Origin of the sequence: Rheinheimera soli (genome assembly GCF_031457405.1) — a bacterium.
Taxonomy (GTDB): Bacteria; Pseudomonadota; Gammaproteobacteria; order Enterobacterales; family Alteromonadaceae; genus Pararheinheimera; species Pararheinheimera soli_A.
Genome location: NZ_JAVDWR010000006.1, coordinates 30,415 through 44,543, shown reverse-complemented (window position 1 = coordinate 44,543; position 14,129 = coordinate 30,415). Strand labels below are relative to the sequence as shown.

Here is a 14,129-nt window from a genome sequence, read left to right as displayed (position 1 = left end):
GAGCCTTGGCTCTGACCCACTTAAGCCTTCAATAAATTCACAAAAGTGTGACGGAATTTTGCCAGTTTGGGTGTGATCAAATACTGGCAGTAAGGCTGACTGGTATTCTGCACATAATAACCCTGATGATAGTCCTCAGCCGGGTAAAAGGTACTGGCCGGGCTTACCTCTGTCACTATAGGCGAATCAAAAAATGGCTGCGCCGTTTGAATGGATGCAAGCGTCAGTTGCTTTTGTTGTTCTGAATGATAAAACACCGCAGAGCGGTACTGGCTGCCTATGTCGTTGCCCTGACGGTTTAACTGAGTTGGATCGTGTAAAAACCACAGCACCTGTAACAACTGCTCAAAACTAACTTGCGCGGGGTCGAACTCCAGCTGTACTACTTCGGCATGACCACTGCTGCCTGTGCACACCTGACGATAGTCCGGGTTTAATGTTTGACCTCCCATATAGCCACTGAGCGCTTTTTTTACGCCTTGCAATTGATTAAAGGCCGATTCAATACACCAAAAACAACCTGCGCCAAAAGTGGCTAGTTCAGTTTGACTCATAGGGTGATGCTCCATTATTGATCTTAAGCTTATGATACAGCGTAAATCTGTGACCAGTTCAAAAGAAAAAACAACGATGAAAAAAATAGCAGTCATAGGCGCCGGCCTGACAGGTGCAACAGCGGCAGCAAAGCTAGTGCAACAAGGCTTCCAAGTCACTGTCTTTGACAAAGGCCGCTCAGCAGGTGGCCGTATGAGCAGTAAAAGAACAGAGCAGGGGTATCTGGATATGGGCGCTCAGTATTTTACCGCCCGCAGTGATGCCTTTAAGCAACAAGTACAGCAGTGGCTTGAAGCTGGGCAAGCAGAAGTCTGGCCTTGTACTACAGCACTTTTGTGCAATGAGGATGGCGTTGTATCACTGAAAAGCTCAAAGGACGAGCAAAGGCGTTTTATTGGCGTACCTTCGATGCAAAGCCCGGTGAAGGCTTTATTGCAAGATATAGCGTTGAACACAGGTTGTCGAATTCAAAAGCTTAGCTATCAACGGCAAAGCTGGAGCTTATTGAGTGACGAAGGGAAGACCTATACAGGTTTTGATGCGGTGCTTTTAACCCTGCCACCGGTTCAGGTGCAGCAGTTAATGGCTCAAAGTTCGCTGCCAGAAGTTTTTGACACAGCTGCCAATTTGCTTGAACCCTGCTGGGCAGTGGCTATGCAGGCTGAAGCTTCACCAGCTGGCGATGCTATTTTTTGTCAGCATCCGAAATTAAGATTTATCAGCCATCAGCAATACAAAAGTGGGCGAAACTGCTGTTATATCCTGCATTTTAATGCTGCTTTTAGTGCTGAACATCTGCAGCAGTCTGCTGACTTTTGGTTTGCTGAAGCCACTGCTGTTTTGCGCGATGAGTTGAATATAAAGCAGGCTATTGAGCCCCTAGTGGCGCATCGATGGCTTTATGCCAGTCAAAACGATCAAATCACTGCGCCTGGCTGCATTGCTCTGCCGGATCAGCAACTCTGGGCGGGGGGCGACTGGAGCTATGGCGGTCGGGTAGAAAATGCCTATCTGGCTGGATTAGCCCTGGCACAGGCTGTGATTGACAGTCACAATCTGGTACAGGAAAGCGCATGAGTGCAGTACTGATTATTGGCGCCAGCAGTGCTATAGGGTCTGCTTTAGCGAAACACTATCTGCAGCTAGGCGAGCAAGTGGTTTGGTTATCCCGCTTTGCCGCCGATTTTACCGACCCAAAGCTTTGCATCATCAAAGCTCCTGATTTGAACGGACAAGACGAATGGGCCTTGCATCAGGACTTTTTCAGTTCGGTGATCAACACACTGCAGCAGCATCAGGTGAGTGTTATTTTTAACTGTATTGGCTGGTTGCATCAGGGAGGTGAACTCAAACTCTTGCCAGAAAAAAGCTTAAGCCAAAGCTCGGCTTTGTTATTAGGTAAAACCTTTTTGTTGAATCTGGAACTTCCGGTGCTTTATTTGCAGGGGCTTTGGCCTTATGTAACAACAACACCACAGCTTCGTTATCTGCAATTGAGCGCCAAAGTGGGCAGTATCAGTGATAACCAACTGGGAGGCTGGTACAGCTATCGCTCTGCAAAAGCAGCATTAAATCAATGGATTAAAACAGCGAGCATAGAACTTAAACGCAGCAATAAAACCGCAGCTCTGGTTAGCTTGCATCCAGGCACTACAGACTCACTCTTATCTGCGCCTTTTCAGCGTAATTTACCCCAAGGCCAGCTGAGAACCACAGCTCAGACTGCAGGCTATCTGGCTGCGGTTGCACAGCAGCTTCACTCAGAGCAAAGCGGCTTGCTGCTGAACTGGGATGGCAAAGTTCTGAGCTTTTAAGCCTTGCTGTTGGCCTAAAGCAGAGATAAGCTCAGGCGAAATGGGTTCAATAAAGCCTTTGCATAAGGAATAGAAATGGGCCTTTTTAGTGGTTTATTAGGCAATGCCGGTCAAATTGATTTAGCGGATGTTGAAGAGGAATTCGGTCAGATTTTATTGCCGGATGAAAAACTGCAGCAGGCCTATAAAGTGATACGCGACCTGATCGTCTTTACCGACAAGCGTTTAATTTTGGTGGATAAACAAGGTTTAACAGGATCAAAAAAAGAGTTTATGTCTATCCCCTATCGCTCCATAGTGCGGTTCAGCGCCGAAACCAAAGGTCACTTTGATCTGGAGTCCGATCTGCATATCTGGTTAAGCAGCACAGATACAGCTATCACTAAAACCTTTAATAAGGACGGCTCTATTTTAGAGGTGCAAAAAGCGCTGGCCTTGTATTGCTGCCGTTAACCGCTTTATGAGGTTCTTCAGAGTGTTCCGACGGGTAGTTATGCTGCTACTGGCGCTAAACCTGTTGGCTTGTACCTCAGTGCCAAAGTCTGTATGGACAGCTGTGGACTTGCCTGCAGAACTCTCCGAAAGCTCGGGCCTGCTTTGTATTGGTGATGAATTTATCAGCTTTAATGACTCGGGTGGCTTACCTCTGTTGTACAGGATAAACGCCGCCGGACAAATTCAGCAGCAACTGGAATTGTCCGTCAAAAATATTGACTGGGAAGCCATCACGTCGGATGGCCAATTTTTGTATCTGGCCGATACCGGCAATAATGCAGGTAAACGTACCAGTGTATTGATCCACAAAGTACCACTTGACTGGCGCATGTTAAAGCAGCCTTATCAGCCTGTGACTTTGGAAATCAGCTTACCTGATCAAGGCAAGTTAAAAGCATATCAACACGATCTGGATTTTGAAGCTTTGGTGTATCAGCAGGGCGCTTTATGGCTGATCAGTAAAAGCTGGGCCAGCCAAAAACCAGCGCTTTATCGGCTTGATCCCAGCTTACATCGTCAGACTTTAGCTAAGGCTTTACCTTTAGAGTCACCGGATTTTTTAGTCACAGACGCCAGTTTCAACAGCAGCACTGAACAATGGTGGCTGGTGGGCTATACAGATCCACGCAAAGCCATCTGGGCCTATTTAACCAACTCAGGTTTTCAGGCGCAAATCGCCCGCTACGATAAAGAGTTTCAATTGCTGGAGGTGCAAGCATTGCCAACACCAGGTCAGGTGGAAGGGCTATGTATAGACCAGCATCAGCAAATTTGGATCAGCGAAGAAGCGGGCAAACAAAAACCTGCGCGCTTGATTAAAACCGGCTTAAGCAGTCGATAGGGCTGGGAAGAGAAAAAAACTGGTCTTAACCACCTAAGACCAGTGTATAAACGGCTGGCTTCAAGGCTTAAATGAAACCAGCTTATCAGGAGTAGTTACAACAGCAAATAAACTTACACTTTCACCGAGAACCGCAGTTCGCTGCCGGTATTGGCGGCAACTGATTCAGTTATATCCCGATCTTCAGTGGTTTTATCCGGGTTTAAAATCATTTCACGGAATTTGGCGAAACCGTCCTTGATCAGTGAATAGGTGCTGTCGATGTCGTCGGCAACTTTACCTTTCAGTACACCCAAACCGTCCAGAATACCGCGGGCATCTTCAAAGCCTTTGTCTACACCACCACCCACTAAAGCGATAAATTTATCCAGACGTTCTTCTTCTGGCATATCCGGGTTTTGTTCAGAAAACTTTTGGTAAAAAGCGGTAGCAAAACCAACGATGCGATCTGCCGTTGCTTGCGGTGAGGTATCGACACCACTGTTTTTAATTTTTTCAGCCGCATTAGGGCCAAATTCAGCTTCTAATTCGCTGTTAATGCCTTCAAGCGCAGTTTTGTACAATAACTTCATCGAGTTATCGTCGTCACCTGTGCTTAGCTTCAGCTGGTTTTCCATAATGGTGGCATTCAGCTTTTGCTTATTCATGCGTGACGATTCGTAGCCTGACAGTTTTTTCTCTTCAGTCGTTTCGCTGCTTTCTGCAGCTTTGCTGGCCGCAGCCTGAGCATTTGACGAGCCGACACCGTTAACAGATGACATAACACACTCCCTTTGGGCGTTAATGAGGTTCAGTATAGTTCTGACTAATCATGCTATCGGCCTGTGCTTAAATAACTTTAGGACTTTTTGGCAAAAAATTGCCGCGTCTTGTCTATGTCGGCGCAAAGTTGCCGCACACCTTGTAGCATTCTGCTTGTAGTGCGGTGTACCAGATCTGAGTCAGGCTGGCTAAATTGTTGATATTTAACCGCAGGAATAGCAGGCCAGCGACTCCAGTCGAGTAAAGCCCGTGGTTCATTCACTGACATTGGCTGAATAATAAGTTGCGGCTGACTGGCGACTACATGCTCTAAATTGACTTGCGGATAATCTCCTACGGCGGTGGCAAAAGGATTGGTTGCACCACAAAGTTCCAGTTGCTGCTGAGGCCAGGCGTTTTGCGCTACGGTAGACAATGGTTGTTGCCATAACTCGTAAAATACAATGACTTTAGTTTTGGATCTGTAGAGCTGACGTAGCTCTGCTAAACCTTGTTCCATCAATAAAGCTTGTTGTTCTGCCGCATCCACTGCACCTGTATGCAGGCCTAATACACGCAGTTCTTTGGCTATGTCTGTCAGTTGCAAGGGATTAGAGTCCACCACATGTAAACCAAACTGACGCAGTTTATTCAGATCGGCAGGGGGATTGCCGTCAGTCCATGCCAAGATCAGATCCGGTTTTAACGCCAGAATTTTTTCGACCTGCAGCTGGTTGTAATTGCCAACCCTCGGAATGTTTTTCGCAGCGTCCGGATAGTCGGCATGGTCTGTAGTGCCGACTATTTTGTCACCCACCCCAATGCTGTAGAGCTGCTCTACCAGATGAGGGGAGAGTGCAATAATACGTTGGGCTGGTGCGGCTTGTGCTTTGACTGCAAATAGCACGCAGCAGCACAATACAATACGTAGTACATACATTACCAATCTACTCCTTTCTGCACTTGAATGCCTGCATCAAAGGCATGTTTGATGGACTGCACTTCACTGACCGTATCGGCCATATCAATTAAAACCCGGTGTGCTGCCCGGCCCGTGATCACCACATGTTGGGTTGAAGGCCTGTTGTTTAGTGCAGTGACTATTCTGTCTAAATCAATGTAGTGGTAACTGATCATATAGGTCAGCTCATCAAGCAATACCAATTGAATAGTCTCGTCCTGTAAAAACTGCTCTGCTTTAGCCCAGACCAATTCAGCGGCGGCAATATCTGCGGCTCTGTCCTGGGTATCCCAGGTAAAACCTGTGTTCATCACGGCAAACTCAACGCCGTGTTGTTGCAATAAGTTGCGCTCGCCACAGTCCCATGTGCCTTTAATAAATTGCGCTACCGCAGCTTTTAAGCCATGACCCACAGCGCGGGCCACAGTGCCAAAACCAGCTGTAGATTTGCCTTTGCCATTGCCGGTGATTACCAAAAGCAAAGCTTTGTCGGTACTGGCGGCGGCGATCCTGCTGTCGACCTGTTCTTTCAGTTTTTGCTGGCGCTTTTTATGGTTTTGCTGTTTTACATCTGTTTTTTGTTCAGTCATAGGAGTTCTCATCGGAAAAGTTAAAAGCCAGCGCTGCCAATACACTGCACCTGCCATGGGCTTTGGGCGTTATAACGGCTGATGCGGCTGACACTGCCATAGGCAATCGACAAGTGCTGCAGCCACAGGCTTTGTTGTAAATCAATATCTAATAAGGAGGCGAGCAGTACGCGGATCACGCCGCCATGCAGCAGCCATAACGCCTGTTCGTTTTGATCCTTGCTATGTCGCTCAAAAGCCTGCAGAACGCGCTGTTGAAACTGAATTAACGATTCGCCTCCAGGTGGCGTTATGGCAAAAGGCTGTAACCAGAATTGTTGTTGCTCTGGCCAGTCTGGGCTTTGCTCGTCAAAAGGCACGCCATCCCAGCGACCAAAATTCATCTCTTTTAAATCTGCTTCGATGTGAAGTTCCAGCTGCAAACGTTTTGCCTGCTGTTCTGCGCTTTTACGACAGCGCTCTAAAGGCGAGGTCAGAATATGTTGATAAGACTGCGTAGAAAGCCACGACAGGCATGCGGGGGATGATTCCTTTAGCTCGACATCAGTCCAGCCATATAAAGCCGCAGGGCCGACGACAGGGCCATGACGCACTAAATCAATCTGCTGCATCAGAGCTTCCTTTTAAATAAAGCGGTAAGCCGGCGGCAACAAAAATCACCTCATCACAGACTTTTGCCAGTTGCTGATTCAGCCAGCCTTGCTGATCAACAAAAACACGATTCAGCTCGCCTATGGGCACCAGCCCCATACCCACTTCATTGCTCACCAGAATGAGCTGGCCATTGAACTGACTTATAACATCAGCTAACAGCTGGCGCACAAGAGTAAAATCCTGCTCTGGTTGATGATAAAGCTGATTATTCAGCCAGAGTGTTAAGCAATCGACCAGCACTGTCTGGCCGGAACCAGAAAGCTGCTGCAAAGCTTCAGTGAGTAATAAGGGGCATTCGAGCAACAACCAGTCTGTGGGTCTTTGCTGCTGGTGTTGTTTTATCCGAGCCGTCATTTCTGCATCAAAAGCTGTAGCTGTGGCTATATAAGTGACGCTCTCTGATGATGTAGCCAGAGTTTCTGCCAGACTGGATTTACCAGAGCGGGCGCCACCCAAAATCAGAGTTTTTTTCATCATTGCTGCCTCCACCAGATCAGCCAGACCAGATATAAACTCAGTTCAGTCAGTTGCTGAGCAGCCCCTAATAAATCGCCGGTATAGCCCTGTAGCTGACTACGGTAATAAAAAAACAGTAAGCTAAAACAGAACAGCAGGGTAGCGACAAGAGACAAGGCCAAAGACCAGGGAATAAAATACAAAAGCGGCAATACAAAAAGCCAGATCCAAAGCAAAGCACTTTTTTGCAGCGAAGTCGCTATAGGTTTGGTTTTACTGACGGCATCCAGTTGCTGATAAGGCAAGACAAAAGTCAGGCTGACTGCGGTTGCGCGCGATAATCCAGCCACCAGCACTAAGGCCCGGATGGCTTCTGTGTCTAAAGCCAGCAGGCTTTGCCATTTGATCAAAAAAACGGATAACAGCGCCACCAGACCATAAGTGCCCACTCTGCTGTCTTTCATAATTTCAAGCTTGCGCTCGAAAGTTAAACCACCGCCTAAACCATCAGCCGTATCAGCCAGGCCATCTTCGTGGAAAGCGCCAGTCAGCACCAATCCGGCCATTAAGGCCAATAACACGGCGATGGACAAAGGCAGCAACTGGGTAGTAGCTGCCAGTACTAAAGCTTGCAGGGCGCCGAGTAATAACCCCACCAAACTTAAATAGCGGCTGCTTTGATTCAACAGTTGTGGACTGTATGGCGTGGATCCAGGCACTGGAATGCGGCTGAAAAATGACAAAGCCAGACAAAATAACTGCCATTGTCTGAGCGGCCACTGCAGCATCTGCCTCATCACTGGCTTGCTCCTGTTTCTGCCACTTGGGTCACGCCTGCATCAGCAAAACTTGCCATATCGTTGTAAAAACTGATAGCAGCTTTTAATAGTGGTACAGCCAAAGCAGCGCCAGAGCCTTCGCCTAAGCGTAACCCTAAATCCAGCAATACAGCGGCGTCCAGAGCTTTGAGCACTGCTTTATGGCCTGCTTCTGCACCCTTGTGAGCAAAAATTAAATAATCACGGCAATCCGGAGCCATCTGACAAGCCAATAAAGCCGCTACCGAAACAATAAAGCCATCAATCAGCACAGGTTTTTGCATCTCAGCAGCGCCTAAAATAGCGCCACATAGCTGGACTATTTCAAAGCCACCAAATTCAGCGAGTATCGACTGCGGATCTTTGGCATAAGGCCGCTGTAACGCCTGTTTTATCAACGCCAGTTTTAATTGAAATTGCTCGTCGCTGATACCAGTACCTCGACCGACACAAGTTTCAACTGGTAAATCAGTGGCAGCCGCCAATAAAGCAGCGGCACTGCTGGTATTGGCGATACCCATTTCACCCAAGAGTAATAAGTCGCAGCCTGCAACAATGTGTTGGTTTGCGACATGACGGCCAAAAGTCAAACCTGCTTCCACCTGAGCCAGACTCATGGCCGGGCCCTGGCTGAAATCTGCAGTACCGCAGCCTAAAGATTGTTGGATTACACCTGTTGCATCCGGCAATGGTTTTAATATTCCGGCATCCACCACAAAAAGCTCAATGCCATTAGTGCGGCAAAAACAGTTGGCGGCAGCGCCACCTGCCAAAAAGTTCGACACCATCTGTTGAGTGACTTCGCTTGGCGCTATGCTAAGCCCATGGTTATTGATGCCATGATCGGCGGCAAAAATCAGCAGCACAGGTTTATTCAGTGACAAGCGGCTTTTGCTTTGAATCAGCGCCAGTTGCAACGCCAAAGTCTCCAGCAGACCTAAAGCGCCGGCTGGTTTGGTTTTTAAATTGATACGCTGCTGTATCACTGGCGTTGCCGTTTTATCTAAAGCAGGGATCACGAAACTCATCACTGGCTGTACTCCATTTCAATCGGCAATTAGCCGCGACGGTATTTAAATAACATGGATAAAAAGAACAGGCTGCCGATGGCTGAAGTAAGGACGCCAATAGGCAATTCCTGATCGGGCAGAAGGATTCTGGATAAAGTATCGACTCCTGTTAAAAACACTGCTCCCAACCAGACTGAACCCAATAACAAAGCCACGCTGGATAAGCCAAATAAAGAACGCACCAGATGGGGGATCATCAAACCAACAAAAGCTATACCGCCGCAAAAAGCCACAATAGCAGCGCTGACGGCGGCACAAAGCAGCAAGATCACTAAACGCAAAGGCCTTACATTCACGCCTAAACTGCGGGCACTTTCGTCCGTTAATACCAAAGCGTCCAGTTGGCGGCGATACAATAAACCCAGCAACAAAGTGATAAACACCAGAGGGCTGATAAAAGCCACATGAGTCAGACTGGCCTGACTTAAACTGCCCATCAGCCAGAACATGACGCGGTTGGCGGCGAAGGGTTCAGATAAATACAACAAGGTTGTCGTTATGGCGCTGAGCATAAAACTGACAGCGACACCACAAAGCAACAAGCTTTCCAATCGTTGCCAGCGACTGCTGGCGCCAATAAGCAACACCAGAAATACCGCCAGCAAAGCACCAAAAAAAGCGAAGAGTGGCGTGAGCAGTTGCCATTGTGGCAGCACTATAGTGGCTATTGTTGCGCCTAAGGCTGCCCCTGATACTATGCCAAATAAATAAGGATCAGCCAGAGGATTACGGCTGGCGTTTTGCAGCAAAGCGCCACAAAGGGCTAAACCTGCTCCAGCCAGCAAAGACAGCAATAATCGGGGAAAACGCAGTTGCCACAGCACTGTCTCTTGCATTTCATTCAGTGGTGCAAGGCCTAATAATCCGCTGGTAGCAACAGGGACCGAGCCGGTGCTTAATGCACAAAAGCACACCAGCAACAACAGCACGAGCGCAAGCAACAGACGCAAAGGCACAGGTAAAGCGGCTAATAAGGCTTTGCTCATACGTTGTCCTTATAGCCAAAACTGACGCGTGGGCAATCACCAAAAGGGTTTTGATCGATCAGACATGGAATACGGAACACTTCTGTCAGCAGGTTTTGAGTCAGTACTTGTTCTGCCGTGCCGTCGGCCACCAGTTGGCCTTTGCTTAGCAGCAATAAACGGTCGCAGTAACGTGATGCCAGATTTAAATCGTGAATGCTGGCGATGACGGTGATCTGCAGCGCCCTGGCAATACGCAGCACCTGATGCTGATAATACAAATCCAAATGGTTGGTCGGCTCATCCAGTAATAACAACAGTGGTTTTTGCATCACAGCCCGGGCCAGTAATACCCTTTGTTGTTCGCCTCCGGATAAATGGGCGAAGGAGTGACGTTCCTTATCAGCCAGCCCCACCAGTTCCAGGCTCTGTTTTAGTTGCTGCAGATCCTGTTCTGTGTTGGTTTGCCACAAAGCTTTATGAGGAATAAGCCCCATCAGCACCACATCAGCCACTGTTAAATCAAACAGAGGACCAGAGAGCTGACTGACCAGCGCCACTTTGGCTGCAAGTTCAGCTTGGCCAAAACGGCTAAGGGGTTGACCCTGAAATTTAATCTGGCCTGAAGAAGGTTGATATTCTTTTTGCAACAGTCTGAGTAAGCTGGTTTTACCGGCGCCATTAGGGCCCAATAAACCAACAAACTGGCCTGCCTGAATAGCAAAAGTCAGCGCCATTAAAATCTGCTGCTGATCAATGTGCAGCTGCACGTGCTGAAATTCGATGACCGGGGTTTGGTCCACTGAAAAGCTCCATTATAAAACGGGCAGGGACCAGGAAAAGCAGCTAAAAACTGCAAAGTTCCGGCACAGTGTAAGCCCGCACTGTGTGCTGCAAAAAGTTGCAACGCCTGAGGTTTGTTAAGGCAGGACATCTGACTTACCGAACCCTGAACAGGTCAGAGTGGTTTACAGTTGCGGGTACAGTACAGGATTTACACCTGTTTCCCTCTTCGGTTCGTTGCACTAGTTATTCACTGTTGCAGAACACCTTAAACAAAACCAGCGCAGTGTAGCAGAGCAGGGGGCCAAACGTCAGCAGAAATGTCTGGCTGTCTGGAAGGCTTAAGTGAAGTAAGCAGAGCCGAAAAGGCTATTCTGCAACCACAGTTTTTGCCAGTTCAGTACCATCGGCTTGTTTGATCAACAAAGTGACGGACTCACCCCGGCGTTTTTTCATCAGCGCTTTAGCATCATCCGCAGGGCAGCCTGGAATGCTGCAGTCAGCGATCTTCAGGATCTGATCGCCAACCAGCACCCCGGCTTTTTCCGCCGCACCACCAGCAACAATGCCTTTCACTTTAGCACTGGCCAGGGTGGGATTAAAAAAGCCACCTTCGACAGCAATATCCAGCGCCAGGCCCATTTTGCCTTTTTCGGCAGCCAGAGCTGAACCACAAAAAACAGAGCAACAAAATCCAACAGAGAACAACAGTAATTTTTTATTCACACCTATGATTTCCTATCTTTAACTTAACGAATAAAACCAACCATTTACATCACTGACAATAAAACGAATACAAGGCGGAAACAAGCAGAGCCTGAACAAATTTATCAAAGCCATAGCCTGGATTCTGGTAAAGCGGTTTCGGCCGTGCAATAGTAGAGTTGTCTGATCTGAGCGATGGGATAGTAAATGCTGAACCACCTATTGTCCGCTGTTGTACCTGTGCTGCTGTTGTATTGTGGCCTGAGCCATGCCTGTGTCCTGCGGATGGCGGCGGAAACTGACTTTCCCCCTCATTTGATTTTAAAAGATCAACACTGGCAAGGGCAGAGCATTGAACTGCTGCAATTGCTGGCAAAAGAAGTGGATTGTGAGCTGAAGTTTATCAACAGCCCCTGGTTACGTTCTTTGGCACAAATTAAATCCGGCGAGCTGGATTTGGTCAGCCACCTGTCTTACAGCGAAGGCCGAAAAACCGACTTTGCTTTTATCGGCCCCCATCATATTGAATCCATCTGGCTTATTGGTGATCCGGATAAACTACCTGAAGTATCAAGCTTAAAAGACTTAACCCATGATGTGGATCTGGGCCGCATCGCTGAACTCAATGGTGCTTATTACGGTGAAGAATTTGCTTTGCTTAAACAAAATCCTTTTTTTGCCAGGCAATTAGTCAGTATCAGCAGCATTCAGGACAAGCTGGTGTTACTTGAGGCGGGCAGGGTGAATGCGATATTAGAAGATCACTCTGTATTGCACTACTGGCAAAGCCACAAGTTTAACAATGCCAACAAATACCAGCCTTTAGTACTGGTGTATCAAAGCCCTGTTTATTTTGGTTTCAGCAAAACTACCTTATCCAAAGCTATGTTAGTCAAGCTGGAGAAGGCCTGGCAGAGGTTATATGACAGAGGCGACATCACAAAAGTGGTGCAGCGGTATCAGGCAAAAGATACGGAGCTGCTGACTCCTTCTGCTAAGTTGTAAAGGGTAACAGCATCACGGCTACAGCGCTTGCCAGCAGGCAATAGAGCGCCATAGGTAGCAGAGTGAAACGCATAATTTGCCCTTCCTGACCTGTTAATTTCACTACTGAAGCTGCAGCGACCACATTCACCACACACAGCATATTACCGGCATTGGCTCCCAGCATTTGCAGTGCCAGTACCAGCTGCAGCGGCAGGCCTGAGTCTGTCGCCAGTTGTTGCTGCACACTGGCAAACATCAGATTGGAAAAGGTAGCAGAACCTGCGATAAAGGATCCCAAAGCGCCTACCCAGGGCGCACACCACAACCAGACTTGTGCCAGATGTTCGCTGGCAATGGCGGCCAGATACATCGGCATAGCTGGCAGGTCAGCGCTGTTCAAATCTGAATGTAAAAACAATCGCACCATAGGCACAGCGCTTGCTAATGTAATAGCGGCAGGCCAGATCCTGCTTAAGCTTTCAGTTGCGGCTTTACGTAGTAAGTCGCGGCGCTGGTGTTGCCACGGCAACAGTACTAACACTGTGACTACAAACAAAGTTCCTGGCAGGTACAAAGGTTGCACGGTCGCGGATAAGGTAGAACCAAAAATACCTGACCACTGTAACTGCACTGCTTGCAAAGCGGCTTTAAAAGGCAAAAACTCCAGTCGGCTGAGGATCAACAAAGTGGCCAGCAACAGATAAGCACCCCAGGCTTTTAGCAGATGAAGTGTGCTCAGCACTGTGCTATTTTCTGCCACAGCTTCCTCTGTTTGAGGCTGACAGCGCCAAACAGTAGCAGGTACAGCCACACCAAAGCGCACCAATAAGGTCAGCAGAACTAAACCAGACAAAGCACCAAACAAAGAGGGAAACTCAGGACCCAGATAACGAGCGACCAAAAAAGCAGGCAGGCTGTAACAAAGTCCGGATAAAAAGGCCAGTGGTGCAATAGCTAAACCCGAACGCCAGCTTGGGGTATCACTAAAAAAACGGCATAACAACAGGCACATCAGTACTGGTATTAAACTGGCGCAAAGCAAATCAATGCTGGCCGCCATCACAGCGCTTTGTTGAATAAGCTCCGGTGACACACCGGGTAAACCATTGGTTAGTCCCACCAGTACCGGAGTGCCAATGGCACCAAAAGACACAGGCACTGAATCTGCAATTAAGGTCAATACCACTGCAGCCAGTGGCCTGAAGCCTAAAGCAATCAGTAAAGGTGCGGCTATAGCGGCCGGAGTACCAAAACCTGCTGCTCCTTCTAAAAATGCCACCAGCAGCCAGCCAACAAAAAGCAACTGAACACGTTGATCGCTGGAGATGCTGGCAAAACCACGACGGATCATCAGAAAGCTGCCATTGTTTTCCAGCAGGTTCAGCAGCAATAAAGCGCCAAACACCACCCACAATACAGTAGCTGCAATGACCAGCCCCTCAGCCATACTGGCGGCTATATCCAGGGTCGATACCGACCATACTGTGGCACTGAGTACAGCTGTACCCAGTAAACACAACGGCATAGCTTTACGGGCAGGCCAGCGTAAAACCACCAGAAAAAGCAACACGCTCAGCACAGGAAAAAGTGCACATAACAGCAGCCAGTAATCCATTTGCCTTTGTCCCATTCTTTACAATTTGTTTGTCGCTAAGGTAGCTGATTTTTACCTGAATACACCAGATCTATAACAA

At 48.1% G+C, this 14,129-nt stretch carries 17 protein-coding genes and 1 riboswitch; of the genes, 5 read left to right on the top strand and 12 right to left on the bottom strand.

All coding sequences use genetic code 11. The features are described from left to right. Positions 1–20: 20 nt before the first annotated feature. The gene (gene msrA, locus J2W69_RS10725; protein WP_310277988.1) at positions 21–554 is read right to left on the bottom strand and encodes a peptide-methionine (S)-S-oxide reductase MsrA; all 534 of its coding nucleotides are present in this window, start codon (positions 552–554) and stop codon (positions 21–23) included. A gap of 76 nt (positions 555–630) precedes the next feature. On the opposite strand from msrA, the gene J2W69_RS10720 reads away from it, so the two are divergent. The 4 genes from J2W69_RS10720 to J2W69_RS10705 all read left to right on the top strand — a co-directional run bounded on the left by J2W69_RS10720 (position 631) and on the right by J2W69_RS10705 (position 3,705). Then, positions 631–1,632, top strand: coding sequence for an NAD(P)/FAD-dependent oxidoreductase (locus J2W69_RS10720; RefSeq protein ID WP_310277985.1), 1,002 nt, complete (start codon positions 631–633; stop codon positions 1,630–1,632). Next, the gene (locus J2W69_RS10715) at positions 1,629–2,369 is read left to right on the top strand and encodes an SDR family NAD(P)-dependent oxidoreductase (RefSeq protein ID WP_310277982.1); all 741 of its coding nucleotides are present in this window, start codon (positions 1,629–1,631) and stop codon (positions 2,367–2,369) included. The genes J2W69_RS10720 and J2W69_RS10715 overlap by 4 nt, the downstream gene beginning before the upstream one ends. A 75-nt stretch (positions 2,370–2,444) precedes the next feature. Beyond that, positions 2,445–2,822, top strand: a complete 378-nt coding sequence (locus tag J2W69_RS10710) for a PH domain-containing protein (RefSeq protein ID WP_310277979.1) — start codon at positions 2,445–2,447, stop codon at positions 2,820–2,822. A 22-nt stretch (positions 2,823–2,844) separates the two neighbouring features. Further along, entirely contained in the window at positions 2,845–3,705 is an 861-nt protein-coding gene (locus J2W69_RS10705; RefSeq protein WP_310277977.1) for a hypothetical protein, read from the top strand. Positions 3,706–3,818: 113 nt separating this feature from the next. Here J2W69_RS10705 and J2W69_RS10700 read toward each other — a convergent pair whose 3' ends face one another. The 10 genes from J2W69_RS10700 to J2W69_RS10655 all read right to left on the bottom strand — a co-directional run bounded on the left by J2W69_RS10700 (position 3,819) and on the right by J2W69_RS10655 (position 11,469). Further along, positions 3,819–4,466 carry a DUF5610 domain-containing protein gene (locus J2W69_RS10700; protein WP_310277974.1) on the bottom strand — a complete coding sequence of 216 codons (648 nt, stop codon included), beginning with the start codon at positions 4,464–4,466 and terminating at the stop codon, positions 3,819–3,821. Between the two features lie 77 nt (positions 4,467–4,543). After that, the gene (locus J2W69_RS10695) at positions 4,544–5,386 is read right to left on the bottom strand and encodes a cobalamin-binding protein (protein ID WP_310277971.1); all 843 of its coding nucleotides are present in this window, start codon (positions 5,384–5,386) and stop codon (positions 4,544–4,546) included. Continuing rightward, a complete protein-coding gene (gene cobO, locus J2W69_RS10690; protein WP_310277968.1) occupies positions 5,386–5,997 on the bottom strand; it encodes a cob(I)yrinic acid a,c-diamide adenosyltransferase in 612 nt (203 codons plus the stop codon). The genes J2W69_RS10695 and cobO overlap by 1 nt, the downstream gene beginning before the upstream one ends. Positions 5,998–6,017: 20 nt before the next feature. Continuing rightward, on the bottom strand, positions 6,018–6,608 hold the full coding sequence (locus J2W69_RS10685) for a histidine phosphatase family protein (protein WP_310277965.1): 591 nt from the start codon (positions 6,606–6,608) through the stop codon (positions 6,018–6,020). Next, on the bottom strand, positions 6,595–7,128 hold the full coding sequence (gene cobU, locus J2W69_RS10680) for a bifunctional adenosylcobinamide kinase/adenosylcobinamide-phosphate guanylyltransferase (protein ID WP_310277962.1): 534 nt from the start codon (positions 7,126–7,128) through the stop codon (positions 6,595–6,597). The genes J2W69_RS10685 and cobU overlap by 14 nt, the downstream gene beginning before the upstream one ends. Continuing rightward, positions 7,125–7,904 (bottom strand): adenosylcobinamide-GDP ribazoletransferase, encoded by a 780-nt coding sequence (locus J2W69_RS10675; protein WP_310278423.1) that lies wholly within the window; start codon positions 7,902–7,904, stop codon positions 7,125–7,127. The genes cobU and J2W69_RS10675 overlap by 4 nt, the downstream gene beginning before the upstream one ends. Next, on the bottom strand, positions 7,904–8,953 hold the full coding sequence (gene cobT / locus J2W69_RS10670) for a nicotinate-nucleotide--dimethylbenzimidazole phosphoribosyltransferase (RefSeq protein ID WP_310277960.1): 1,050 nt from the start codon (positions 8,951–8,953) through the stop codon (positions 7,904–7,906). The genes J2W69_RS10675 and cobT overlap by 1 nt, the downstream gene beginning before the upstream one ends. Before the next feature lie 29 nt (positions 8,954–8,982). Next, positions 8,983–9,981, bottom strand: a complete 999-nt coding sequence (locus J2W69_RS10665) for a FecCD family ABC transporter permease (RefSeq protein ID WP_310277957.1) — start codon at positions 9,979–9,981, stop codon at positions 8,983–8,985. Further along, positions 9,978–10,763 (bottom strand): ABC transporter ATP-binding protein, encoded by a 786-nt coding sequence (locus J2W69_RS10660; RefSeq protein ID WP_310277954.1) that lies wholly within the window; start codon positions 10,761–10,763, stop codon positions 9,978–9,980. The genes J2W69_RS10665 and J2W69_RS10660 overlap by 4 nt, the downstream gene beginning before the upstream one ends. Before the next feature lie 104 nt (positions 10,764–10,867). Continuing rightward, positions 10,868–11,029, bottom strand: a riboswitch (cobalamin riboswitch). Positions 11,030–11,112: 83 nt separating this feature from the next. Further along, positions 11,113–11,469 carry a PDZ domain-containing protein gene (locus J2W69_RS10655; protein WP_310277951.1) on the bottom strand — a complete coding sequence of 119 codons (357 nt, stop codon included), beginning with the start codon at positions 11,467–11,469 and terminating at the stop codon, positions 11,113–11,115. Between the two features lie 186 nt (positions 11,470–11,655). Between J2W69_RS10655 and J2W69_RS10650 the strand changes: the two genes are divergently transcribed. Next, positions 11,656–12,453 (top strand): substrate-binding periplasmic protein, encoded by a 798-nt coding sequence (locus J2W69_RS10650; protein ID WP_310277949.1) that lies wholly within the window; start codon positions 11,656–11,658, stop codon positions 12,451–12,453. Here J2W69_RS10650 and J2W69_RS10645 read toward each other — a convergent pair. Then, the gene (locus tag J2W69_RS10645; protein ID WP_310277946.1) at positions 12,443–14,050 is read right to left on the bottom strand and encodes an L-lactate permease; all 1,608 of its coding nucleotides are present in this window, start codon (positions 14,048–14,050) and stop codon (positions 12,443–12,445) included. The two genes, J2W69_RS10650 and J2W69_RS10645, sit on opposite strands and share 11 nt — an antisense overlap. Positions 14,051–14,129 lie beyond the last annotated feature (79 nt).